This window comes from Rhodococcus oxybenzonivorans (assembly GCF_003130705.1).
In the GTDB taxonomy this organism is placed as follows: Bacteria; Actinomycetota; Actinomycetes; order Mycobacteriales; family Mycobacteriaceae; genus Rhodococcus_F; species Rhodococcus_F oxybenzonivorans.
In genome coordinates this window covers 3899025-3923645 of sequence record NZ_CP021354.1, presented here as the reverse complement: position 1 = coordinate 3923645, position 24621 = coordinate 3899025, and the positions used below count along the sequence as shown (strand labels likewise).

The window sequence follows — 24621 nt, the reverse complement described above, 5'->3', positions numbered from 1 at the left end:
ACCTACCCTGGACGGTGTGACTGACATGCGGAAAGATCCCAGCGAGTCGCCGGACCCCGGTGCCTCGGACCACGGCGCCTCACCGGACTACGGTAAGGTCTCCAGCCCGTACGACTCTCCGACGGAGCGTTTTCCGACGGCCACGCCGGCGGCGGGTTCCGGGGGACGCACGCTTCCGCACACCGACGACGAACTGGATTTCGGCGACGCGCGGGGCGCGGGTCTGCCGACCGAGCAGATCCCCGCCTACCGGGACTCGGGGTCGTTCGGATCGGATCAGCCGACGGAGGTTCTCGGCGGCACTTCCGCCGCAGCGGCCGCATCGCCGGGTACGACCGCGGTCGGGACGGCGGGCGACGGTGACGTGAAAATCGGTCGCGGAACCCTGGACCTCGGGTTGCTCGCACTGCGCCTCGCAGTGGGCGGCACGGCTCTGGTGCACGGACTGCAGAAGTTGACGGGGATATGGAACGGCCCGGGTCTCGACGGGTTCGAGGAGATGCTGGCGAACTCCGGATTCCAGCAGGCGAAGCTCCTTGCGATCCTGGGCGCTGTCGGTGAGGTCGCCGGTGGGGCGTTGCTGATCCTCGGACTGGTGACGCCACTGGCCGCTGCTTCGGTTCTCGCGGTCATGATCAACGCGTGGGCGTTCCGCCAGACGGCGGAACCGGGCCTCGAGTACTTCGCGCCTGCGGGAACCGAGTACGAGACCCTGCTCGGTGTGTGCGCCGGAGTCATCATTCTCACCGGGCCCGGTCGTATCTCTCTCGACGGTCGCCGGGGTTGGGCGACCCGTCCGTTCATCGGTTCGTTCGTCGCGCTGATCCTGGGTGTCGCTGCCGGCGTCTGCACCTGGATCTTTCTCAACGGGGCCAACCCGCTCATCTGACTTCGCAGGCGACTCCGCCGCACCTCCTCATGGAGGTGCGGCGGAGTCGTGTCTCTCAGGTCAGTTCTGTGCGAATCAGTTCTGGGCGAACTCGGGGAGCTTCTCCTCTTCCGGCGGCTCCGCCTCGGCGGCGAGACGCCGGCCCAGGACGGACTTGCGCCGGCCGTAGGCGAAGTAGATCAGCACACCGAGTGCCATCCACCCGACGAACCGGATCCACGTCTCCACCGAGAGATTGAGCATCAACCATCCGCAGGCGGCGACGGCGAGGATCGGAACCAGCGGGACCAGCGGGACGCGGAAACCACGCGGCAGGTCGGGCCGCGTGCGGCGAAGAATGATCACACCGATGCAGACCAGCACGAACGCGAACAGCGTGCCGATGTTCACCATCTCTTCCAGCGTGCCCATGGGGAAGAACGCGGCGAGGAAAGCCACGACCGCCCCGACGATCAGGGTGATCCGAACGGGCGTCCCCTTGGTGCCCGTCTTGGCCAGCCCGCGTGGCATCAATCCGTCCCGAGACATCGCGAAGAGCACTCGGGTCTGTCCGAGCATCATGACCATGACCACGGTGGTCAGGCCGGCGAGGCCGCCGAAGTTGATGGCCGTCTGCGCCCAGGTGATGCCGTGTGCCTCGAAAGCGGTGGCGAGAGTGGCACTGCTGTCACCGACCAGCGGACTCCCGGTCTTCAGATCGGTGTACTTGACCATGCCGGTGAGGACGAGGGTAACGGCGACGTAGAGGACGGTGACGATGGCGAGGGAGCCCAGGATGCCGCGGGGCAGAGCCTTCTGCGGGTTCTTGGTTTCCTCGGCAGTGGTGGCGACGACATCGAACCCGATGAAGGCGAAGAACACGAGGCTGGCCGCGGCGAGCAGGCCGTACCAGCCGTAACTGCTGCCGTCGGCGCCGGTGAGGAAGGAGAACAGGGTCTGGTGCACGCCCTGCGCAGTACTCGACGCACCCTCGGCGGGCGGAATGTAGGGCGCGTAGTTCTCCTTCTTGATGTAGAAGACGCCCACCGCGATGACGAGAAGAACGACGGCGATCTTGATGGCCGTGATGATCGCAGAGACGCGGGAGGAGACCTTGGTGCCGATGGCGAGCACGGCGGTGATGGCGCCGACGATGATCAGCGCACCCCAGTCGAAGTCGATCGGCCCGAGATGCGCTGTGGTGGCGCCGCTGAAGCCGAGCGCGTTGCCCAGATACAGCGACCAGCCTTTGCCCACCACGGCCGACGCGAGCGCAAATTCGAGGATGAGGTCCCAGCCGATGATCCAGGCGACGAATTCGCCGAAGGTGGCGTACGAGAAGGTGTATGCGCTTCCGGCCACCGGAACGGTGGACGCGAACTCGGCGTAACACAGCGCGGCGAGCCCGCACGCGATGGCGGCGAGTACGAAAGCGAGCGAGATGGACGGCCCGGCGACGTTGCCTGCGGTGCGGGCCGTGAGCGTGAAGATGCCGGCACCGATCACGACAGCCACGCCGAAGACGGTGAGATCCTTGGCGGTCAATTCCCTCCGCAGCCGAGTGTCAGGCTCGTCGGTGTCCGCGATCGATTGCTCGACGGATTTCGTTCGCCATATGCCGACTCCTGGCATGTGTCGCTCCTAGGTTGTGTTCCCGGTGGCCTCGTGGGCCGGAGGATGGTGGCTGTGCGCCGATGTGATGTAGGTCTCATCGGCCAACTGAGGGAACCACTACTGAGCGCCGTGTGCAAGGAGCGGGCCGGTAACTGATCAGAATGGTCAGTGGAGGTCGTGCGAGCGGCTCAGGCTCTGAGCGAGTTGACTACCTCGTGATTGCGGTCACGTCACGGCGGATCGGCTCTCGCTGAGGCAGAAAGAAACCGGGCACCGCGGCGAAGGAAGCTCCGCAGCGGTGCCCGGCATCGTGCACCCGAATAGATCGTCGGTCAGGGGACCTGGCGCACCGCTCCCTTGTCGGCGGAGGTCGCCAACGCCGCGTAGGCGCGCAGTGCGGTAGTGACCGTGCGTTCGCGGTTCACCGGCTGCCACGGACGTTCGGACGACTCCATCTTCGCCCGGCGCTCGGCGAGCACCTCGTCGTCGACGAGGAGCTTCAGCGTGCGGGTCGCGATGTCGATGAGGATCTGATCGCCGTCCTCCACGAGGCCGATGGCGCCGCCGCTGGCGGCCTCGGGGGAGATGTGGCCGATGGACAGTCCGGAGGAACCACCGGAGAACCGGCCGTCGGTGATCAGCGCGCACTTCTTCCCGAGGCCGGAACCCTTGAGGAATGCCGTGGGGTGCAGCATCTCCTGCATGCCCGGCCCGCCGGCGGGACCCTCGTAGCGCACGACGAGGACCTCACCGGGCTGAATCTTCTTACCGAGGATCACCGACACCGCCTCTTCCTGCGACTCCACGACGCGCGCGGGCCCCTGGAAGTGGAACAGGTCTTCGTCGATTCCCGCCGTCTTGATGACTGCGCCGTCGACGGCGATGTTGCCGCGGAGCACGGCCAGACCGCCCTCGACCGTGTGCTTGTGCTCGAAGTCGCGGATGCAGCCGTTCGCCGCGTCCGTGTCGAGTGACGACCAGCGGTTGTTCGTCGAGAACGGCTCGGTGGTGCGGACACCACCGGGTGCGGCATGGAAGAGTTCGACGGCCTCGTCGGAAGCCTTGCCCGACCGGATGTCCCACGTGTCGAGCCACTCGTCGAAGCTCTTGGTGTGCACGGTCGAGACGTCGCTTTCGAGCAGCCCGGCCCGGCGGAGTTCGCCGAGAATCGCGGGAATTCCACCCGCTCGGTGCACGTCTTCCATGTGGTAGTCCGAGTTGGGTGAGACCTTGGACAGGCACGGCACCTTGCGGCTGATCTCGTCGATCTTGTCGAGATCGAAGTCGTACACCTCGCCCTCCTGGGCGGCGGCGAGGGTGTGCAGCACCGTGTTGGTGGAACCACCCATCGCGACATCGAGGGCCATCGCATTGCGGAACGCGGCGGGCGTCGCGATCTTGCGCGGGAGGACCGACTCGTCGTCCTCCTTGTAATAGCGCAGGGCTGCTTCGACGACGGTGGTGCCCGCGCGGGTGAAGAGCGCGCGCCGGGCCTCGTGGGTTGCCAGTGTGGAACCGTTGCCGGGCAACGCGAGTCCGAGTGCCTCCGTGAGGCAGTTCATCGAGTTGGCGGTGAACATGCCCGAACAGGACCCACAGGTCGGGCAGGCGCTGCGCTCGACCTCGGCCAGCCCTTCGTCGTCGACCTCGTCGCTCGCGCTCGCCGAGATGGCGGTGATGAGGTCGGTCGGAGCCTGGGCCACACCGTTCACGACCACCGCCTTGCCGGCTTCCATGGGCCCACCCGAGACGAAGACCGTGGGAACGTTCAGCCGCAGTGCGGCATTGAGCATGCCCGGAGTGATCTTGTCGCAGTTCGAGATGCACACGAGTGCATCGGCGGTGTGGGCGTTGACCATGTACTCGACGGAGTCGGCGATGATTTCCCTGCTGGGGAGGGAGTAGAGCATGCCGCCGTGTCCCATGGCGATTCCGTCGTCGACGGCGATCGTGTGGAACTCGCGAGGTACCCCACCGGCAGCGCGCACGGCGTCGGCGACGATGTCACCCACGTTCTTGAGATGGACGTGCCCGGGGACGAACTGGGTGTAGGAGTTCGCAATCGCGACGATCGGCTTACCGAAGTCGGAGTCGGTCATTCCGGTGGCACGCCACAGCGCGCGGGCGCCGGCGGCATTTCGTCCTGCGGTGGTTGTTCGGGACCTCAGCGGGGGCATGAGCGTATTCCTTAGTCAGCGTACGGAAGTACTGATCAACGCTACTCGCGCGTTACGCGCCGTCAGTGCGCGGCTGGTTCTTGTCCGGGTCTTCACCGTCGGAGGCCGGGTCGGGCGCCTGCTCCGCGTCCGCCGCGGCCGCCGCGTAGGGGTCCGGGATCCGTCCACCGCTCGCCGCGGCGAGCTGGGGAAGACGATCGAACGTGACGACAGGGAGAGCCACCTCGCCGCCGTCGGTCAGCGTGGCGCGCGCCCAGCCGCGTTTCGGGAAGCGGAATCCGGTGATCTCCGACCACGAGAGGGCCCGCCCACCGACCAGTCTTCGCACGTGAAGTCCCTCGGGTGTGACGGTGGTCCGAACCCGGGCGACCCACGCCGCGGCGAGGATCGGGGCCACGAGGAGCCACCCGAAGGCGGCCGGCCAACCGAAGATGGGGAACGAGACGGCGAAGAGCAGAAAGGCGCATCCGATATAGGCGAGTGGCGAAATTCGGATGACCTGCTTGGGGATGTCGGTCGTGTGGGATGATGACTCTGGTGGCACGGGCTGCTGCGGAGTTGACACCTCTACATCTTCGCACCGCAGCCGACGTATCTCACATTCTGGGACGGCCGACTCACCAAGTTGACTGTTCACCATTAGCGCGCCTACCGTCGAGCGCGTGAAACAGAATGAGTTGCTCGTAATCGGCCGGCGCGTCGTCGCCTGAGTCGATTTCTTCAACTCGCCAGAAACGACGCGCCACCCTCGTACAGCATTCGCTGACGGGGGTTTTTTGTTGCCCGGAGCCAGAATCAGAGGATTTCCCAGTGAGCGCACCAACCGCACGGCCTCAACCCACGCCGCGCAAGTCGGGGGCTGCCAGCCCTACGACCGCGGCCGCCGCGACGCAGACCGGTAGCCGCCGCCAACTCGCCCCAGAGCGGGTCAGCGGCGCCCAGTCCGTGGTCCGAGCCCTCGAGGAGCTCGAGGTCGACACTGTATTCGGTATTCCGGGTGGTGCGGTTCTGCCTGTCTACGACCCTCTCTTCGACTCGAAGAAGGTCCGGCACGTCCTCGTTCGTCATGAGCAGGGTGCAGGCCATGCCGCCACCGGGTACGCCCAGGCGACCGGCAAGGTAGGTGTCTGTATGGCGACGTCCGGCCCGGGTGCCACCAACCTGGTCACGCCACTGGCGGACGCTCAGATGGACTCTGTTCCGGTCGTGGCGATCACCGGCCAGGTGGGCCGCAGCCTGATCGGAACCGACGCCTTTCAGGAAGCCGACATCTCCGGCATCACGATGCCGATCACCAAGCACAACTTCCTCATCACCGACGGCGTCGACATCCCGCGGATCATCGCGGAAGCCTTCTATCTCGCGTCGAGTGGGCGCCCCGGTGCGGTACTCGTCGACATCCCGAAGGACGTCCTGCAGGCGCAGACGACGTTCTCGTGGCCGCCGGAGATGCGGTTGCCCGGCTACCGTCCCGTCACCAAGCCGCACGGCAAGCAGGTCCGTGAGGCAGCGCGCCTGATCGCCGACTCCAAGCAGCCGGTGCTGTATGTCGGTGGCGGTGTGATCAAGTCGGAGTCCTCACCCGAACTGCTCGAGCTCGCCGAGCTGACCGGTATCCCGGTGGTCACCACCCTCATGGCGCGCGGTGCGTTCCCGGACAGTCACACCCTGAACTGCGGCATGCCCGGCATGCACGGCACAGTCGCGGCCGTGGCCGCCTTGCAGCGCAGTGATCTGCTGATCACCCTGGGCGCGCGGTTCGACGACCGCGTCACCGGTCAGCTCGACTCGTTCGCGCCCGACGCCAAGGTCATCCACGCCGACATCGACCCGGCCGAGATCGGGAAGAACCGGTACGCGGACGTTCCGATCGTGGGCGACTGCAAAGAGGTCATCGTCGAGCTGATCGAGGCCATCAAGGCGGACCGGGCGACCGGGACGACTCTCGACCTCACCGAGTGGTGGGCGTATCTCGACGGGATCCGACGGACGTACCCGCTCAGCTACGACCGCCCCTCGGACGGCGCGTTGTCTCCCGAGTTCGTCATCCAGGCGGTCGGCAAGCTCGCCGGTCCCGACGCGATCTACTGCGCCGGAGTCGGACAGCACCAGATGTGGGCTGCGCAGTTCGTCAACTACGAGAAGCCCCGTACGTGGCTGAACTCCGGCGGGCTCGGCACGATGGGCTACGCCGTGCCTGCCGCCATGGGCGCGAAGATGGGCAAGCCGGACACCGAGGTGTGGGCCATCGACGGCGACGGCTGCTTCCAGATGACCAATCAGGAACTTGCGACGTGCGCGCTCGAGGGCATCCCGATCAAGGTTGCGCTCATCAACAACGGCAACCTCGGCATGGTTCGCCAGTGGCAGACGCTCTTCTATGACGAGCGCTACTCCAACACCAACCTCGGTACGCACGGTGCGATCCGCATCCCCGACTTCGTCAAGCTCGCAGAAGCGTTGGGGTGTCACGGAATCCGGGTCGAGCGCGAGGAGGACGTCGAGGCGGCGATCCGTGAGGCGCAGTCCATCAACGACCGGCCGGTGGTGATCGACTTCATCGTCGGCGCCGACGCCCAGGTGTGGCCCATGGTCGCAGCGGGCACCAGCAACGACGAGATCATGGCGGCTCGGGGCATCCGGCCGCTGTTCGACGACGACGAGGCCGCGGCGGAGCCCGCAGTCATTCACGAGGCCATGGAACGCGAACAGCGTTCGGGCGCGGCCACAGCGGCCGGGAAGGAAGATCAGTGAGCACCAGCCACACCCTCAGTGTTCTCGTCGAGGACAAGCCGGGCGTGCTGGCCAGGGTGGCCGCGCTGTTCTCCCGTCGTGGATTCAACATCGAGTCGCTCGCCGTCGGCGGCACCGAGATCCCCGAGATCTCGCGTATGACCATCGTCGTGACCGTCGACGAGTTCCCGCTCGAGCAGGTGACGAAGCAGCTCAACAAGCTGATCAACGTCATCAAGATCGTCGAGCAGGACGGTGACGCCTCCGTCGCCCGCGAGTTGCTGCTCATCAAGGTGCGTGCCGACGCCAGCGTGCGCACTCAGGTGATCGAGACAGTGAATCTGTTCCGCGCCAAGGTGATCGACGTCTCCCCGGAGTCGGTCACGATCGAGGCGACAGGAACGCGATCCAAGCTGGATGCATTGTTGCGGATGCTCGATCCGTACGGCATCCGGGAGATCGTGCAGTCCGGGGTCGTGGCCGTGGGACGGGGGCCGAAGTCCATCACGGCCACTCGCTAGTACTTTAGATACGCAAATTCCAAGAAAGAGGTTGAACTGTGGCAGTCGAGATGTTCTACGACGACGATGCCGATCTGTCGATCATCCAGGGCCGTAAGGTCGCTGTGATCGGATACGGAAGCCAGGGCCACGCGCACTCGCTGAGCCTGCGCGATTCGGGCGTCGATGTCCGCATCGGTCTGAAGGAAGGCTCGAAGTCGCGCGCCAAGGCCGAGGAGCAGGGCCTGACGGTCGGCACGCCGGCCGAGGTGTCCGAGTGGGCCGACGTGATCATGGTGCTCGCACCCGACACCGCTCAGGCGTCGATCTTCACGAACGACATCGAGCCCAACCTGAAGGACGGCGACGCGCTGTTCTTCGGACACGGCCTCAACATTCACTTCGACCTGATCAAGGCCCCGGAGTTCGTCACGGTCGGCATGGTCGCCCCGAAGGGACCCGGCCACCTGGTTCGCCGTCAGTTCGTCGACGGCAAGGGTGTTCCCGCGCTCATCGCGATCGACCAGGACCCCAAGGGTGAGGGCCAGGCGCTCGCGCTGTCCTACGCCAAGGCCATCGGCGGCACCCGGGCCGGCGTCATCAAGACCACGTTCAAGGAAGAGACCGAGACTGACCTCTTCGGCGAGCAGGCAGTGCTCTGCGGCGGCACCGAGGAACTGGTCAAGACCGGTTTCGAGGTCATGGTCGAGGCCGGCTACGCGCCCGAGATGGCGTACTTCGAGGTGCTGCACGAGCTCAAGCTCATCGTCGACCTCATGTACGAGGGCGGCATCGCCCGCATGAACTACTCGGTGTCCGACACCGCGGAGTTCGGCGGCTACCTCTCCGGCCCGCGCGTCATCGACGCCGGCACCAAGGAGCGCATGAAGGCGATCCTCGCCGACATCCAGTCCGGTGAGTTCACCCGCCGCCTCGTCGCGAATGTCGAGAACGGCAACACCGAGCTCGAGGGCCTGCGCAAGGCCAACGCCGAGCACCCGATCGAGGTCACCGGCAAGAAGCTGCGCGACCTGATGAGCTGGGTCGACCGGCCGATCACCGAAACCGCTTAGGTTTCATCGCTTTACCGTTGCGCGCACGACGCCGGCCCAATGTCACCTCGGTCTCGACAGAGCACCCGGGTGTGGCGTTGGGCCGGCGTCGTATCGGACCGTTTCCGGTGTCGCGGGCGTCCACTATGTGGTATTGCCTACCGGGATGCGGATTCCCGGTGAGGGCGGACTAAGCTGTGTGTGGTTAAAACACCTCCACACCCACCTAATCAGGGAGTTTGCACGTGAGCCAGCCAGGCCGTCCTGTTGTTCTGATCGCCGACAAGCTCGCGCCGTCCACCGTCGAGGCATTGGGCGACGGTGTGGAGGTGCGTTGGGTCGATGGACCTGATCGCCCGGCCCTGCTCGCGGCGGTGCCCGAGGCCGATGCGATCCTCGTCCGCTCCGCCACCACCGTCGACGCCGAGGTGCTCGCCGCCGGTACCAAGCTGAAGATCGTCGCCCGCGCCGGTGTCGGGCTCGACAACGTCGACGTCCCGGCCGCCACCGAGCGCGGTGTCATGGTGGTCAACGCGCCGACGTCCAATATTCACACTGCAGCCGAGCACGCTGTCGCGCTGATGCTCGCCGCGGCCCGCCAGATCCCCGCAGCCGATTCCACCCTGCGTGACCGTGAGTGGAAGCGCAGCAAGTTCAACGGTGTCGAAATCTTCGGCAAGACCGTCGGCGTCGTCGGGCTCGGCCGGATCGGTCAGCTCTTCGCTCAGCGTCTTGCGGCGTTCGAGACGCACGTCGTCGCCTACGACCCCTACGTGTCCGCGGCCCGTGCCGCCCAGTTGGGCATCGAGCTGGTTTCGCTCGACGAGTTGCTGCAGCGCGCCGATCTGATCTCGGTCCACCTTCCCAAGACTCCGGAGACCAAGGGCCTGATCGGTACGGAAAACCTGGCCAAGACCAAGAAGGGTGTCGTCATCGTCAACGCCGCCCGCGGTGGCCTGATCGACGAGGCGGCGCTGGCCGAGGCCATCAAGTCGGGTCACGTGCGTGCTGCGGGCCTCGACGTGTTCGAGACCGAGCCCTGCACGGACAGCCCGTTGTTCGACCTTCCCGAGGTCGTCGTGACGCCGCACCTCGGCGCCTCCACGAGTGAGGCTCAGGACCGCGCCGGCACCGATGTCGCGAAGTCCGTATTGCTGGCTCTTGCAGGCGATTTCGTTCCCGACGCCGTCAACGTGTCCGGTGGCGCCGTGGGTGAGGAAGTCGCCCCGTGGCTCGAAATCGTTCGCAAGCAGGGTGTGCTCCTCGGGGCGCTGTCGGGCGAGGTCCCCGTCAATCTGTCCGTCGATGTGCGCGGCGAGCTCGCCTCCGAGGACGTCGAGGTGCTGGCACTGTCGGCTCTGCGTGGCGTGTTCTCGGCGGTGATCGAGGACGCCGTGACGTTCGTCAACGCGCCTGCCCTCGCGGAAGAGCGTGGCGTGACGGCCGAGGTCACCAAGGCCGCCGAGAGCCCCAACCACCGGAGTGTCGTCGACCTTCGCGGCGTCTTCGGTGACGGCAGCGTCATTAGCGTGTCGGGTACCCTGACCGGTCCTCAGCAGGTCGAGAAGATCGTCAACATCAACGGACGCAACTTCGAACTGCGCGCCGAAGGCCTGAACCTGGTGATCAACTACACCGACCAGCCGGGTGCGCTCGGTAAGATCGGCACCCAGCTGGGCAACGCCGGCATCGATATCCAGGCCGCACAGCTCAGCCAGGACGCCGAGGGTGAGGGTGCCACCATTCTCCTGAGGGTCGACCGCGAGGTTCCTGCCGACGTGCGTGACGCGATCTCCACCGCAGTGGGCGCCACCAAGATCGAACTCGTCGACCTGGCCTGAAATCCTTTCGTGCGCGTGTTCCGGTACCTCGTGCCGGAACACGCGCACAGTTCTCTGATGAAGTGAGGCGTTCATGAAGCTTGCGGTCATTCCCGGTGACGGAATCGGTGTCGAGGTCACTGCCGAGGCGCTGAAGGTGCTGCGGAAGCTCGTACCCGACCTGGAAACCACCGAGTACGACCTCGGCGCCCGTCGATACAACGCCACCGGTGAACTTCTGCCGGACGCTGATCTGGCGGCGATCCGCACCCACGACGCGATCCTGCTGGGTGCCATCGGCGACCCGTCCGTGACACCGGGCATCCTCGAGCGAGGACTCCTGCTCACCATGCGGTTCGCGCTCGACCACCACGTGAATCTCCGTCCCTCCCAGCTCTATCCGGGAACGAAGTCGCCGCTCGCGGCACAACCGGACATCGACTTCGTGGTGGTGCGCGAGGGGACCGAGGGTCCGTACACGGGTAACGGTGGCGCAATCCGAGTCGGTACTCCCCACGAGATTGCCACCGAGGTGTCGGTCAATACGTGGTTCGGCGCGGAGCGGGTGGTGCGCTACGCCTTCGCGCTCGCGCAGACTCGACGCAAACACGTCACCCTGATCCACAAGACGAACGTGCTCTCCAACGCCGGTGCAATCTGGACCCGTGCGGTCGAGACCGTCTCGGCCGAGTACCCGGACGTCGAGACGGCGTACTGCCACATCGACGCGGCAACCATTTACATGGTGACCGATCCGTCGCGCTTCGATGTCATCGTCACCGACAACCTGTTCGGTGACATCATCACCGATCTCGCGGGTGCGGTGACCGGTGGTATCGGTCTGGCGGCGTCGGGCAACATCGATGCGTCCGGCACCAATCCCTCGATGTTCGAACCGGTTCACGGTAGTGCCCCGGACATCGCCGGCCGTGGCATCGCCGACCCCACCGCGGCCATCTTGTCTGCGGCCCTGCTGCTGCGCCATCTCGGGCGTGACGAGGATGCCGTCCGTATCGAGACCGCTGTCGAAGCGGATCTGGCTTCGCGGGGTGACGCTGCGGTCGTGACCGCAGAGGTGGGCGACCGGATTGCCGCAGCGCTCTAGAAACGCGGTGGTCTCTAGTCTTCTCCGGTCCCCCTGGCCGGGTCTGCGGACCCGGCCAGGGGGATCATCGGTATGGAAATCACCGGAAAGGCTGCCGCGATAGCGAAGGTCAGTGGGAAGCCGAGTATTCCGATCAGCGCCCCGAAGGTGGGCGGGACCAGTGACGCAGCGACGAATTGTCCCGTGTTCTGGACTCCGAGTGCGCGTCCGCCCCAGAACGGACCGGCGATCTCGGCGACGGCCGTGAATGCGAGGCCGTTGGGAGCCACGGTGGCAACGGAAGCGGCGACGAGCGCCGGTATCGCCAGTAGGGACGGGGCCGAATCCGACAGGGCCAGCGCCGCCATCGACAGTCCACCGGCGGCGGCCACCCAGCGAAGTGGCCTCAATCGGCTACCGACGGCGTCCGACCAGACGCCGACTGCCATCCGTCCGAGTGCGCCGAGAACCTGAGCGACGGTCACCAGTAGGCCTGCAGCGGTTGCCTCCCAATGCCTTTCGGAGATGAGCCAGACGAGGGCGTAGGTCCATACCGTGTATTGCGGGACGACGAGTAGCACCGATACGGCGTGGATTCGCCACAGAGTACTGCTGTTCCGGTACGGATTCGCCAGCATCTCGAGACCCGCGGCCGACGTGCGACTCGGTCGTGGTGGGTCGACGACTCCGATTGCGCAGGCGAGTGCTGCGGCCGCGCACAGGGCGGTCGGCAAGGCCAGGGCCCAGCCGATGCCGTGTTCGTGTGCGAGGGAGGGCATGGTGAGCGCAGCACACGCGATCCCGAGGGGGAGGGACATCTGCCTGATTCCCATGGCCAGACCCCGCCGTTCGGGTGGGAACCAGCCGACCACGACTCGTCCGCTCGCCGCGTTCGCGGAGGCTGCGGCCATACCGCCGAGGACGAGGAACACTCCCGTGGCGGAGAGTGATCCGGACGAGGCGGCTCCGAGTCCGGCGGCCGCGGTCACCGCCATTCCGATGGCGAGCACGGTGCGTTCGCCGTACCGGTCGGCCAGCGCGCCCCACGCAATCAACGTCAGCATCACGCCGACGGTGGGCGCGGCGACGAGAAGTCCGGTGCGGGCCAAACTCAGGCCGTGGCTCGCCTGCAGTTCCGGGATGAGGAAGGCCACGCCGTTGACGAAGACCGCCTGTGCCGCCTGCGCAAACATCCCGAGTGCCAGCATCCACCACTTGCGCGCCGATCCGACGGCGGTGGTCTCGACGTTCGTTGCAGTCATGTCAATCTCAGTATCTAGGATTAAGGTCCCATATATTGGCGAACGGTCGGAGTCTATACCCTCCCGGGTGGGAATGCCGGAGGCCGCCCGATGCCGGGCGATAGACTCTCGGGCATGCGTCTTGGTCGAGTGGCAAGTCCCGATGGTGTTGCGTTCGTGAGTATCGAGGGGGAGGACGGCTCCCTGACGGCCCGGGAAATCGCCGAGCACCCTTTCGGCACTCCTACTTTCACCGGTCGTAGCTGGCCACTGGACGACGTTCGCCTGCTCGCCCCGATACTCGCCAGCAAAGTGATCTGTGTCGGCAAGAACTACGCCGCCCACGCCGCGGAAATGGGTGGGGAAGCGCCTGCGGATCCGGTGATCTTCCTCAAGCCCAATACGTCGATCGTGGGCCCGGACGCGGCGATCGTGCTGCCGAAATCCTCGAACGAGGTTCATTACGAGGGGGAGTTGGCCGTGGTGATCGGCCGGCCGTGCAAGGACGTCCCGGCGGCCAAGGCCCTCGATGTCGTTCTCGGCTACACGGCCGCCAACGACGTGTCGGCGCGTGATCATCAGCGCCAGGACGTTCAGTGGACTCGAGCGAAGAGCCACGACACCTTCTGCCCCCTCGGGCCCTGGATCGAAACGCAGCTCGATGCGTCGGATGTCGACATCACGACCGAGGTGGACGGAGAGGTGAAGCAGAGCAGCAACACTTCGCTTCTGCTCCATGACATTCCGAAGATCATCGAATGGGTGTCCGCGGTCATGACTCTCCTGCCGGGCGACGTCATCCTCACGGGCACGCCGGAAGGCGTCGGGCCGATCGTCGAGGGTCAGAGTGTCAGTGTGACCATCGGTGGTATCGGGACACTCACCAACCCCGTGACCGCAAAGCGCTGACGGCTCTCGTGTCGACCTGGGGGGCGGACTAGCCTGTAGAGGTCCGTTTTCCCAGCGTCGACCCAAGTGAGCCATGACCACAAGCGAAGTTCGCGTCCGTTTCTGCCCGTCGCCCACCGGAACCCCGCACGTGGGGCTCGTCCGTACCGCCCTGTTCAACTGGGCCTTCGCCCGCCACAACGGCGGGTCGTTCGTGTTCCGTATCGAGGACACCGATGCTGCTCGTGACAGTGAGGAGTCGTACCAGGCGATCCTGGATGCGCTGCGCTGGCTCGGCTTGGATTGGGACGAGGGCCCGGAGATCGGTGGGCCCTACGAGCCCTACCGGCAGTCCCAGCGACGCGAACTCCACCTGGACGTGGTCGGGAAGCTTCTGGCGGCGGGTGAAGCCTACGAGTCGTTCTCCACGCCGGAAGAGGTCGAGGAGCGGCACAAAGCCGCCGGCCGCGATCCCAAGCTGGGATATGACAACTTCGACCGAGATCTCACCCCGGAGCAGCGCCAGGCCTATCTGGACGAGGGGCGCAAGCCCGTCGTCCGGTTGCGTATGCCCGATCACGACCTCGGCTGGGTCGACCTCGTCCGTGGTGACACCACGTTCAAGGCCGGTACGGTGCCCGACTTCGCGCTCACCCGTGGAAACGGCATTCCTCTGTATACCCTGGTCAATCCGGTCGACGACGCCCTGATGAAGATCACCCACGTGTTGCGCGGCGAGGATCTCCTCTCGTCGACGCCCCGGCAGCTGGCCCTCTACGAGGCTATGCAGCGCATCGGTGTGGCGGATTTCACGCCGCAATTCGGCCACCTCCCGTTCGTCATGGGTCAGGGCAACAAGAAGCTGTCCAAGCGGGATCCCGAGTCGAATCTGTTCATTCACCGCGACCGCGGCTTCGTGCCCGAGGGTCTGCTGAACTACCTCGCCCTCCTCGGCTGGGGCATTTCCGACGATCACGACGTGTTCTCGCTCGACGAGATGGTCGCAGCCTTCGACATCACGAAGGTCAACTCCAATCCCGCGCGGTTCGACCAGAAGAAGGCCGACGCCATCAACGCCGAGCACATCCGGCTCCTCGAGCCCGCCGATTTCGCGGCGCGGTTGCGCGCCTTCCTCACCGTGCACGGACATCTGGGGGAGACGGTCGACGAGGCGGTGTTCGCGACGGCAGCAGAACTCGTCCAAACGCGGATCGTGGTGCTGTCCGACGCCTGGGGACTGCTGAAATTCTTGTTCGTGGACGAGGACGATTTCACCATCGATCCCGCCGCCGCAGCCAAAAACCTGGGTGCCGATGCTGCGCCCGTCCTCGACGCCGCCCTGGCTTCGTTGGAAGCTCTCGCGGTGTGGAATGCAGCGTCGCTGGAGGAGGCCCTGAAGGCGTCGCTCGTCGACGGACTGGGTCTCAAGCCGCGGAAGGCGTTCGCCCCTGTCCGAGTCGGCATCACCGGCTCGCACATCAGCCCGCCCCTCTACGAGTCGATGGAACTGCTCGGGCGCGACGTGTCACTGTCCCGGTTGCGTTCAGCTCGCGCGAGTATTGCCGACTGAGAGTGGCCGACGGCCGAAGGATGAGAAAAACCGCCTTTGACCAGGCGATTTGGTAAATCCCGCCACTAGGCTGGTAATCTCTTCTTCGGCCCGAGCGGCCCGCGGAGCCCTCCGGCTCAGCGGTCCGAACAGGCCATTGGGGTATGGTGTAATTGGCAACACAGCGGTTTCTGGTACCGCCATTCTAGGTTCGAGTCCTGGTACCCCAGCGGAAGTTCGGCCGATTTTGTTACCGAACTTCAGCAAGTTATGCTTGCTGAGCTTCCAGAGCAACACCTGGTTAGTGCAATACCAAGTTCTTGGCCCCGTCGTCTAGCGGCCTAGGACGCCGCCCTCTCAAGGCGGTAGCGCGGGTTCGAATCCCGTCGGGGCTACACAAGAAACACCCTCCACTTCGGTGGAGGGTGTTTCTCTTTTCTGTCAGTGTGCTCGCTTATCCACTCTTGCGGCGGAATTCGCGTTTGTGATCGGCCGGGCCGTGCACGTGATGCACTTTGGAATTGCCGTCCTTGTGCTGAGTGGACATTCCGGCCTGATGATTCTTCCGTTCGAGTGCCTCACGGAATTTCTTTCGCATTTCTTCGTTACTCGCTTCGGCCACGGCGAACTCCCTCGGTAGATGGTTCACTGTGTGAAGTTACGCCGGTGGAATGGAGAATGCCCCTCATTTTTCCCGGGGGCGCGGCAGTGGCAGAAGAATCAGCCGTCGCGCGTCACTGTCGGCGAGCGGGCTGCGTCAGGTAGGCGGCGGTGGTCCCGGCGACGGGCATGGCCGGGAGACCGAGCTTTGCGTGGTCCCAGCTCCGGACACGGTCGGGAACCACACGAACAGCGATCCGCTTGTGCATCATCTGGTCGACCGCGGGCCGGAGTTCGTCGGAATAGGGGCCCGTGTACCGCTCCCAGACGCTGACGCCGACGGCAAACAGCGCGTCCGGATCGTCGACGACCTCGGCCCGTCCGTCGATCGACACACCCCGCAGGGTGTCGTAGGTGTCACCGTCCTCGATGAGGATCGTGACACGGTCGTCTCGCCGCAGATTGACTGCCTTCTGCGACTTCGCCTTGGTCTCGAACCAGATCTCGCCGTCGATCACGGCGTACCACATGGCCACGAGGTGCGGTCGGCCGTCCGCACCCACCGTTGCGAGAGTCGCGACCCTACTGTGGTCGACGAATTCGGTGATCTCCGAATCCGTCATCGTGATCTGTGCTCGCTGATTGCTGCCCATCATGTCTCTCCTGTCGCGGTACGGATGAGGCCGAGCATATTCACAGTCGCTTGTGCAACGCTTCCGCAGCGGCGAGGAGATCAGCCGCCCATCGGGCTCCGGGCCGTCTACCCATCCTGTCGATGGGCCCCGACACCGAAATGGCGGCGATGACAGAACCGTTCCCGTCGCGAACGGGCGCGGCGACGCTGGCGACGCCCGGTTCCCGTTCGGCGGCGCTCTGCGCCCAGCCTCGCCGACGGACTTCCAGGAGGACGCGTTCGCCGAACGCGGCGTCGGGAAGAACGGCGCGCTGAGTCTGGGGATCCGCCCACGCGAGTAGCACCTTGGCGCCCGAGCCCGCGCTCATCGGAAGCCGGGCACCGACGAGGACGGTGTCGCGCAGGCCGGTCGGCGGTTCCATGGCCGCCACACAGATGCGCTGGGTGCCTTCCCGGCGGTACAACTGCACGCTCTCCCCGGTGATCTCGCGCAGCCGCGGAAGCACGAGCGCTGCTGCCGACACGAGCGGATCATTGGCTGTGGCAGCGAGTTCGGCAAGGCCTGGGCCGGGGCACCAGAGTCCGTCCGTGTCCCGGGTGAGGAGGCGGTGCACTTCGAGACCTACGGCCAGCCTGTGTGCGGTGGCACGGGGTAGTCCGGTGCGCGAGCACAGTTCGGTGAGGCTGCAGGGCTTCTCGGCCACGGCATGTAGCACGCCTACCGCTTTGTCCAGCACTCCGATGCCGCTATGCTGTCTCATAGGTCGATACCAGTTTCTCGCATGGTGGGATCATAGCGCACCTACGGCTTCCGTCGAGTGCGTGCCCGGGATGAGACTGACGACATCAAGCGCACCGCGGACCGGCCCGAAGCCCGCTGTGCGAAGTGACACACAGAGGTGGAGAAGATGGCGGAGAAAGCACGCACCCTGGCAGAGAAGGTGTGGGACGACCATGTCGTCGTTCGGGGTGAGGGGAACAATCCCGATCTCATCTACATCGACCTGCATCTCGTTCACGAAGTGACGAGCCCGCAGGCGTTCGACGGATTGCGGCTCGCCGGCAGGCCCCTGCGCCGGCCGGATCTCACGATCGCCACCGAGGACCACAACGTTCCCACCGTGGACATCGACAAGCCGATCGCAGACCCCATCTCCCGGACTCAGGTCGACACGCTCCGGCGGAACTGCGAGGAGTTCGGTGTCCGTCTTCATCCGATGGGAAACATCGATCAGGGCATCGTGCACGTGGTCGGCCCTCAGCTGGGTCTGACACAGCCGGGCATGACGGTGGTGTGCGGTGACAGCCACACCTCCACGCACGGCGCCTTCGGCGCACTCGCGATGGGAATCGGCACGAGCGAGGTCGAGCACGTCATGGCGACCCAGACGCTGTCGCTGCGGCCCTTCAAGACGATGGCCGTCACCGTCGACGGCGAATTGCCCGACGGTGTCACGAGTAAAGACCTCATTCTCGCCGTCATCGCGCAGATCGGAACCGGCGGCGGTCAGGGCTACGTTCTGGAATATCGCGGCGAGGCGATTCGGAAGCTGTCGATGGAAGCGCGGATGACCATCTGCAACATGTCGATCGAGGCGGGTGCCCGCGCCGGGATGATCGCACCCGACGAGACCACCTACGAATTCATCAAGGGTCGTCCGCATGCTCCCCAGGGCGCCGACTGGGACGCCGCAGTGGCGGCGTGGGAACAGCTGAAGACTGACGAGGGCGCCGTTTTCGACAACGAAGTCCACATCGACGCGAGCACTTTGACGCCGTTCGTGACGTGGGGCACCAACCCCGGGCAGGGTCTGCCGCTCGGTGAGGCCGTTCCCGATCCGGCAAACATCGCCGACGAGAGCGAACGGCAGGCGGCCGAGAAAGCGTTGACCTACATGGGACTCGAAGCCGGGACCCCGTTGCGTGAGGTTGCGATCGACACCGTCTTCGTCGGCTCGTGCACCAACGGCCGGATCGAGGATCTTCGTGCCGTTGCCGAGGTTCTGCGTGGCCGCCACGTCGCGGAAGGCGTCCGGATGCTCGTTGTGCCCGGCTCGATGCGGGTTCGCGCGCAGGCGGAAAAGGAAGGACTCGGCGAGATCTTCACCGCTGCGGGTGCCGAGTGGCGTCAGGCCGGGTGCTCGATGTGCCTCGGAATGAACCCGGATCAGCTGGCGCCGGGGGAACGTTCGGCCTCCACGTCCAACCGAAACTTCGAGGGACGTCAAGGCAAGGGAGGTCGGACGCATCTCGTCTCGCCGCTCGTGGCCGCCGCGACCGCGGTCCGGGGAACGTTGTCCGCTCCGGCAGATCTGGCCTAGGACTCAAGGAATTTAGGAGATTTTTCGATGGAATCCTTTAGCACACACAAAGGTATCGGCGTTCCGCTGCGGCGATCCAACGTGGACACGGACCAGATCATTCCGGCCGTCTATCTGAAGCGAGTGACGCGCACAGGTTTCGAGGACGGCCTCTTCGCCGCGTGGCGGGGCGACCCTTCCTTCGTTCTCAACGTCGCACCGTACGACAAGGGCAGCGTTCTGGTCGCTGGTCCCGACTTCGGCACGGGGTCGTCCCGGGAGCACGCGGTGTGGGCGCTATCCGACTACGGCTTTCGGGTCGTGATCGCGTCGCGGTTCGCCGACATCTTCCGTGGGAACGCCGGCAAGGCCGGCCTGCTGGCCGCTCAGGTGGCCCAGTCTGACGTGGAACTGCTCTGGAAGTTGCTCGACGAGCAGCCGGGTCTCGAATTGACTGTCGATCTCGAAAACAAGACGGTCACGGCCGGAACCACTGTGGTGCCCTTTGAGATTGATGACTACACCCGTTGGCGCCTGATTGAGGGTCTGGACGACATCGGATTGACATTACGGCAGGTAGAGGCCATTTCTGAGTTCGAAAAGTCAAGGCCTTCTTGGAAACCAACGACGCTTCCGGAGCCTGTTTCGACCGACTGACAGAGCAAATCCGAGTCTCTCCGCCAGATAACAATTCCCTGAGAATGGTGCCGCGTTGTATGAGAATTGGCGTGGCACATAGACTCCTGCGGTATTCGGGTTTACCGTAGTTCGTAGTCGGTCCAATGGTGGGCCATTAGTTCGCGGAGGATTTTCAATGAATAAGGCAGAGCTCATCGATGTTCTGACCGAGAAGCTGGGTTCGGACAGGCGCACGGCAACTGAAGCTGTCGAGCATGTTGTGGACACCATTGTTCGGGCAGTGCACCGCGGCGACAGTGTGACCATCACCGGATTCGGCGTTTTCGAGCAGCGCCGCCGTGCGGCCCGTGTCGCACGTAACCCCCGCACGGGTGAGACCGTGAAGGTCAAGCCCACGTCGGTGCCGGCATTCCGCCCGGGCGCCCAGTTCAAGGCGGTTATCGCTGGCGGCCAGAAGCTTCCGGCCACGGGTCCCGCGGTCAAGCGCGGTGCATCGGCAACCGCCACGAAGGCTGCGGCCAAGAAGGCAGCGGCGAAGAAGTCGGCCGCCGCCAAGAAGACGGCCGCGAAGAAGGCGCCGGCGAAGGCGACGGCCACCAAGACCGCCGCCAAGAAGGCGCCCGCGAAGACGACGGCCACCAAGACCGCCGCCAAGAAGGCTCCGGCCAAGACGACGGCCACCAAGACCGCCGCCAAGAAGGCTCCGGCCAAGACCACGGCCACCAAGACCGCCGCCAAGAAGGCGCCCGCGAAGACGACGGCGAAGAAGACCGCCGCCAAGAAGGCGCCCGCGAAGACGACGGCGAAGAAGACCGCCGCCAAGAAGGCTCCGGCCAAGCGCAGCAAGTAGAGCTCGCGCACGCAGCGCTCCGCGTGACAGCAGGCGCCGACCACGATCTCGTGGTCGGCGCCTGTGTGTGCTGCCCGGTCGAAGCTTCGGGCAGCTCAGTCTTGACGAGACAGTGGGAGGGGGCTGTCGATGTGGTCGGCTGCGATGAGCTTGCCGCCTGAGAGCGAGAGCACCCACGTGCTCGCTTTCCGGTTGCGCGCCGGCGGTAGTGAGACACCATCAGTCTTCGCCCACCACTCGAGCAGATCGGGAATGACCCCGCCCTGACTGCAGATCACCTGCACTCCACCGCGTGCGGCGATTTTGCGCACCAGGGTCCGTGCGGCGGCGGGATCGGCCTTGTAGCTCTCCTCGGACAGCAGCGGCTCGACCCGGATCGTGGTGTCCAGCGAGAGCGCCAGCGGTTCCATGGTCTGTGTGCACCGCGTGCGATCCGCAGAAGAAATCTCGGTGGCTCCGAAAGCCCGGAGCTGCGTGACGAGTGCGTCTGCCTGCAATTCGCCGGTCGGATCAAGCGGTCGGGTGTTGTCGTCACCCTTGTACCGTTTCCGACTCCCTGCCTTCGCATGGCGTACCAGCAACACTGTTGCGGTGTCGGGAGGTAAGGCACTGAATCGGCGCAGAATTTTGCGATCCATCGGATACGACAATTGATCGGCGACCTGGGGGACGGGAAGCCAGCGCAATTCGTCTACTTCGTCATTGGCCTCGAAAACGCCTTCCCGCGCCTCGGCTGCCCAGTATTCGACGCGCTTCAATCGCCGGTGTCCGGGGATGGGGTAGGTCAATGCCCCGAGGTGGCGACCGAGACGTCCTCGGAGGCCCGTTTCTTCCTCTACCTCGCGCACCGCGGCAACGACCGCGGTCTCCCCGGGATCGAGCTTGCCCTTCGGGAAAGACCAATCCTCGTATTTCGGCCGGTGAACGAGCGCGACCTCCGTCTCGTCGGGATTGTCGGGAGATTTTCGCCACAACACCGCACCGGCGGCGAAGATGTTGGCTCTGACGGGTTTGTCACCTGAGATGCTCAACGGGTTCCTTCCTTCTGCCGCGCCGTCGTCGCGTTCAGGATCCGCCACCCATCCGCGTCCGCATCATGGCCTCCTGGTGCTCGCGCACATCCTCACCGTCCGCCGGTGCCGCCGCCCAACGTCCGTCCGGCTGCAGCAACCAGCACCGAGTGGTGGGGTCGAGGGAAGAATCGAGAATGTCCGCCATCTGCGCTGTGAGGCGGGGATCTTTCACCTGCGCCATCACTTCCACGCGCCGGTCGAGATTGCGGTGCATCATGTCGGCGCTGCCGATCCAGAACTCGTCGGCGCCGCGGAAATGGAAGATTCGGGAATGTTCGAGGAATCGGCCGAGGATGGAGCGAACCACGATGTTTTCGCTCATTCCCGGAACTCCCGGTTTCAGAGCGCAAATTCCCCGGACGACGATGTCCACCGGAACGCCGGCCTTGGACGCACGATAGAGCGCGTCGATCACCTGTTCGTCGACCAGCGCGTTGGCCTTCATGCGAATTCCGGCTTCATGGCCCTGCAGTTTGCGGGCCACCTCGGCGTCGATCCGCTCGATGATTCCCCGGCGGACTCCGTAGGGCGCAACGAGGAGATTGCGGTAGTGGGTCTTGCGGGAATAGCCCGTCAACGAGTTGAACAGATCGGTGAGGTCCGCGCCGATCTCGGGAGCGGCTGTCAGCAGCCCCACGTCTTCGTAGAGCCGGGCCGTCTTCGGGTTGTAGTTGCCGGTACCGATGTGGCAGTAGCGGCGGATCGCCGAACCTTCACGCCGGACGACGAGGCAGGTCTTGCAGTGCGTCTTGAGTCCGACGAGTCCGTACACCACGTGAACGCCTGCGTGTTCGAGTTTGCGGGCCCACTTGATGTTGGCCTGCTCGTCGAACCGGGCCTTGATTTCGACTAGAGCCACAACCTGTTTGCCTGCCTCGGCGGCGGCGATCAGCGCGTTGACGATCGGTGAATCACCGGAAGTCCGGTACAGGGTCTGCTTGATCGCCAGAACCTGCGGATCGGCCGCCGCCTGCTCGATGAAACGTTGCACGCTCGTAGAGAAGGAGTCGTAGGGGTGGTGCACCAACACGTCGCCGTCGCGAAGTGTGGAGAAGACACTCTTGGGAGTCTCCCGCTCGCCGAAAGCCGGATGGGTCGCAGGCACGAACGGCCGGTCCTTGAGGGCCGGCCTGTCGACCGCGTACACCTGCCACAAGCACGACAAGTCCAGGAGTCCGGGTACCTGAATGACGTCACCCGGGTCGACGTCGAGTTCGCGCAGCAGCAATTCGAGCATGTGCTCGGTCATGTCGTCGGCTACTTCGAGACGCACCGGTGATCCGAAGCGCCGACGGGCCAGTTCCCGTTCCAACGCCTGCAGGAGGTCTTCGTCGCGATCTTCCTCGACTTCGAAATCGGCGTTGCGCGTGATGCGGAAAGCGTGGTGCTCCACGATCTCCATACCGGGGAACAACACGTCGAGGTGGGCCGAGATGAGGTCCTCCATGGGGAGGAAGGCGTCGATCGAAGACGGGGTCTCGTTGCGGTTGACGCGGACGAACCGACCCACGTTGTCCGGAACCTTGACGCGAGCAAAGTGTTCGCCGCCGGTGGCCGCGTCCTTCACCGTCACCGCGAGGTTGAGACTGAGCCCGCTGATGTAGGGGAACGGGTGCGCATGGTCCACAGCGAGGGGAGTGAGCACCGGAAAGACCTGCTCCTGGAAATGCACCGACAGGCGTACCCGGTCGTCGTCGGTGAGATCGGACCAGCCGATGATGGAGATCCCTTCCGCGGCAAGCGCCGGACGCACGGAGTCGAGGAACACCCGAGCATGCTTGTCGGAGATTTCCTGGGTGCGCTTTGCGATCAGCGAGAGCTGTTCCCGGGGGGAGAGACCGTCCGCGGAACGCACGGACAGACCGGTCTCGTCCCGGCGTTTCAAGCCCGCGACCCGCACCATGAAGAACTCGTCCAGGTTGGACGCGAAGATCGCGAGGAACTTTGCACGCTCGAGGAGCGGCAGTGACGTGTCCTCGGCAAGCGCGAGAACACGCGAATTGAAGTCGAGCCAACTGAGTTCCCGATTGAGATAACGATCTTCGGGCAGTCCCTCGGTGAGGACGCTCGCGGGAGCATTCGTAGCCGCAGGAGGCGCCATCGGGATGCTCGTCGAGTTCACCACGAGGGTGCCGTCGCGCGATCCGTTCTTGTCGTCGACGTCGGTCTGCCGGTCGAGTGCTTCGCCATTACTCACATCACGATCATCCCTCGAGGAAACTCCTGCGGACAATCGATGGGGCAAATTCACACTGGTCGTCGGCTACGACTTTCCGCCCGGGGAAGCGGCGATAGGGGTTGCAGCGTCGAGTGCGGCGCGCGTGGCAGGCCCGACTCCGAGTGCGCGAGCGGTATCCAGGTCGTCGGCGGTGTCTACATCGGTTCGCAAACCCGGCCAGTGCCCGTGCAACGGGCGGGCCCCCGACTCGAGGTGTCGCCGGGCCGATCCTGGCCCGAACTGCGGATCGAGCGGAACGGAAGGGTCGCACGAGAACAGTGCCGCGGTGCCGGTTCCGTGATGGTCGACGACCACCGATCGGCCGCCGGTTCTGGCCGCAGCGAGAGCTTCGCCGAATTCGTCTCTGCGCAGCGACGGGAGATCGGCCTGCAGGGCGACGACATCCACACCCTGCTCATTCTTTCGAACATGGTCGGCCGCGGCTGCCAGCGCCGCATTGAGTCCGTGCTCGCCCTGGTCTCCCTCGCTACCCTGCTCGTCCACACTGCCCTCGACCGGCGTCGATGTGGGATCGGCATAGACGTGGGCGCCGACGCTGCGCGCGAGACGCGCGACCGCCGCATCGGGCGTGACCACCGTGACACCCACCACGGAGTCGACGTCACGGACCACCGTCAGGGTGTCGCGCAGCATCGACAGCACCAGGCCGGTGCGGTCGGCGACGTCGAACACTCCGGACAGGCGGGTCTTGGCCACGTGAAGTTCTTTGACCGCGACCAGTACGTGCGCGCGGGGCGTCACGGGTGGAGTCGCGGTGCTC

Annotated in this window: 21 protein-coding genes and 2 tRNA genes; 13 read left to right on the top strand and 10 right to left on the bottom strand. The window is 65.2% G+C overall.

Annotated elements, in window-relative coordinates:
- Positions 1 to 25: 25 nt before the first annotated feature.
- Entirely contained in the window at positions 26 to 889 is an 864-nt protein-coding gene (locus CBI38_RS18465) for a DoxX family protein (RefSeq protein WP_109331046.1), read from the top strand.
- Between the two features lie 75 nt (positions 890 to 964).
- Here CBI38_RS18465 and CBI38_RS18460 read toward each other — a convergent pair whose 3' ends face one another.
- The 3 genes from CBI38_RS18460 to CBI38_RS18450 all read right to left on the bottom strand — a co-directional run bounded on the left by CBI38_RS18460 (position 965) and on the right by CBI38_RS18450 (position 5203).
- Positions 965 to 2500 carry an amino acid permease gene (locus CBI38_RS18460; protein WP_109331044.1) on the bottom strand — a complete coding sequence of 512 codons (1536 nt, stop codon included), beginning with the start codon at positions 2498 to 2500 and terminating at the stop codon, positions 965 to 967.
- Between the two features lie 314 nt (positions 2501 to 2814).
- Entirely contained in the window at positions 2815 to 4659 is a 1845-nt protein-coding gene (ilvD, locus tag CBI38_RS18455; RefSeq protein WP_109331042.1) for a dihydroxy-acid dehydratase, read from the bottom strand.
- Between the two features lie 52 nt (positions 4660 to 4711).
- A complete protein-coding gene (locus CBI38_RS18450; protein ID WP_109331040.1) occupies positions 4712 to 5203 on the bottom strand; it encodes a PH domain-containing protein in 492 nt (163 codons plus the stop codon).
- Positions 5204 to 5469: 266 nt separating this feature from the next.
- Between CBI38_RS18450 and CBI38_RS18445 the strand changes: the two genes are divergently transcribed.
- The 5 genes from CBI38_RS18445 (at position 5470) to CBI38_RS18425 (ending at position 11869) form a co-directional block, all read left to right on the top strand.
- Positions 5470 to 7413 carry an acetolactate synthase large subunit gene (locus CBI38_RS18445; protein WP_109331038.1) on the top strand — a complete coding sequence of 648 codons (1944 nt, stop codon included), beginning with the start codon at positions 5470 to 5472 and terminating at the stop codon, positions 7411 to 7413.
- Positions 7410 to 7913, top strand: coding sequence for an acetolactate synthase small subunit (gene ilvN / locus CBI38_RS18440; protein WP_109331036.1), 504 nt, complete (start codon positions 7410 to 7412; stop codon positions 7911 to 7913). The genes CBI38_RS18445 and ilvN overlap by 4 nt, the downstream gene beginning before the upstream one ends.
- A gap of 50 nt (positions 7914 to 7963) precedes the next feature.
- Positions 7964 to 8965 (top strand): ketol-acid reductoisomerase, encoded by a 1002-nt coding sequence (gene ilvC, locus CBI38_RS18435; RefSeq protein WP_172652251.1) that lies wholly within the window; start codon positions 7964 to 7966, stop codon positions 8963 to 8965.
- Positions 8966 to 9189: 224 nt separating this feature from the next.
- Positions 9190 to 10785, top strand: coding sequence for a phosphoglycerate dehydrogenase (gene serA, locus CBI38_RS18430; protein ID WP_109331034.1), 1596 nt, complete (start codon positions 9190 to 9192; stop codon positions 10783 to 10785).
- A gap of 73 nt (positions 10786 to 10858) precedes the next feature.
- Positions 10859 to 11869, top strand: a complete 1011-nt coding sequence (locus tag CBI38_RS18425) for a 3-isopropylmalate dehydrogenase (RefSeq protein ID WP_109331032.1) — start codon at positions 10859 to 10861, stop codon at positions 11867 to 11869.
- 14 nt (positions 11870 to 11883) lie between these two features.
- Here the strand turns inward: CBI38_RS18425 and CBI38_RS18420 are convergent, their stop codons facing one another.
- Entirely contained in the window at positions 11884 to 13110 is a 1227-nt protein-coding gene (locus CBI38_RS18420) for an MFS transporter (protein ID WP_109331030.1), read from the bottom strand.
- A 114-nt stretch (positions 13111 to 13224) separates the two neighbouring features.
- On the opposite strand from CBI38_RS18420, the gene CBI38_RS18415 reads away from it, so the two are divergent.
- From CBI38_RS18415 to CBI38_RS18400, 4 genes are all read left to right on the top strand, one after another.
- On the top strand, positions 13225 to 13998 hold the full coding sequence (locus tag CBI38_RS18415; protein WP_109331029.1) for a fumarylacetoacetate hydrolase family protein: 774 nt from the start codon (positions 13225 to 13227) through the stop codon (positions 13996 to 13998).
- Positions 13999 to 14071: 73 nt separating this feature from the next.
- A complete protein-coding gene (gene gltX / locus CBI38_RS18410; RefSeq protein ID WP_109331027.1) occupies positions 14072 to 15547 on the top strand; it encodes a glutamate--tRNA ligase in 1476 nt (491 codons plus the stop codon).
- Positions 15548 to 15684: 137 nt separating this feature from the next.
- Positions 15685 to 15756 (top strand) — tRNA-Gln (locus tag CBI38_RS18405).
- 92 nt (positions 15757 to 15848) lie between these two features.
- Positions 15849 to 15921: transfer RNA gene (locus tag CBI38_RS18400), tRNA-Glu, on the top strand.
- A gap of 59 nt (positions 15922 to 15980) precedes the next feature.
- Here the strand turns inward: CBI38_RS18400 and CBI38_RS37920 are convergent.
- The 3 genes from CBI38_RS37920 to CBI38_RS18390 all read right to left on the bottom strand — a co-directional run bounded on the left by CBI38_RS37920 (position 15981) and on the right by CBI38_RS18390 (position 17521).
- Complete coding sequence (locus CBI38_RS37920; protein ID WP_159926095.1) at positions 15981 to 16148, bottom strand: DUF5302 domain-containing protein; 168 nt, start codon at positions 16146 to 16148, stop codon at positions 15981 to 15983.
- 112 nt (positions 16149 to 16260) lie between these two features.
- The gene (locus CBI38_RS18395; RefSeq protein ID WP_109335188.1) at positions 16261 to 16779 is read right to left on the bottom strand and encodes a pyridoxamine 5'-phosphate oxidase family protein; all 519 of its coding nucleotides are present in this window, start codon (positions 16777 to 16779) and stop codon (positions 16261 to 16263) included.
- Between the two features lie 40 nt (positions 16780 to 16819).
- Positions 16820 to 17521 carry an IclR family transcriptional regulator gene (locus tag CBI38_RS18390; protein ID WP_109331025.1) on the bottom strand — a complete coding sequence of 234 codons (702 nt, stop codon included), beginning with the start codon at positions 17519 to 17521 and terminating at the stop codon, positions 16820 to 16822.
- 138 nt (positions 17522 to 17659) lie between these two features.
- On the opposite strand from CBI38_RS18390, the gene leuC reads away from it, so the two are divergent.
- The 3 genes from leuC to CBI38_RS18375 all read left to right on the top strand — a co-directional run bounded on the left by leuC (position 17660) and on the right by CBI38_RS18375 (position 20549).
- Positions 17660 to 19081 carry a 3-isopropylmalate dehydratase large subunit gene (gene leuC, locus CBI38_RS18385; protein ID WP_109331023.1) on the top strand — a complete coding sequence of 474 codons (1422 nt, stop codon included), beginning with the start codon at positions 17660 to 17662 and terminating at the stop codon, positions 19079 to 19081.
- 27 nt (positions 19082 to 19108) lie between these two features.
- Positions 19109 to 19717: a 3-isopropylmalate dehydratase small subunit gene (leuD, locus tag CBI38_RS18380; RefSeq protein ID WP_109331021.1), complete on the top strand. Its 609-nt coding sequence runs from the start codon at positions 19109 to 19111 to the stop codon at positions 19715 to 19717.
- 157 nt (positions 19718 to 19874) lie between these two features.
- Complete coding sequence (locus CBI38_RS18375) at positions 19875 to 20549, top strand: HU family DNA-binding protein (protein ID WP_109331019.1); 675 nt, start codon at positions 19875 to 19877, stop codon at positions 20547 to 20549.
- A 95-nt stretch (positions 20550 to 20644) separates the two neighbouring features.
- Here the strand turns inward: CBI38_RS18375 and CBI38_RS18370 are convergent, their stop codons facing one another.
- The 3 genes from CBI38_RS18370 to cofC form a co-directional block, all read right to left on the bottom strand.
- Complete coding sequence (locus tag CBI38_RS18370) at positions 20645 to 21580, bottom strand: NUDIX hydrolase (protein ID WP_109335187.1); 936 nt, start codon at positions 21578 to 21580, stop codon at positions 20645 to 20647.
- A 34-nt stretch (positions 21581 to 21614) separates the two neighbouring features.
- Positions 21615 to 23819 (bottom strand): RNA degradosome polyphosphate kinase, encoded by a 2205-nt coding sequence (locus CBI38_RS18365; protein ID WP_109331017.1) that lies wholly within the window; start codon positions 23817 to 23819, stop codon positions 21615 to 21617.
- A 66-nt stretch (positions 23820 to 23885) separates the two neighbouring features.
- Positions 23886 to 24602, bottom strand: a complete 717-nt coding sequence (gene cofC, locus CBI38_RS18360) for a 2-phospho-L-lactate guanylyltransferase (protein WP_335743628.1) — start codon at positions 24600 to 24602, stop codon at positions 23886 to 23888.
- Positions 24603 to 24621 lie beyond the last annotated feature (19 nt).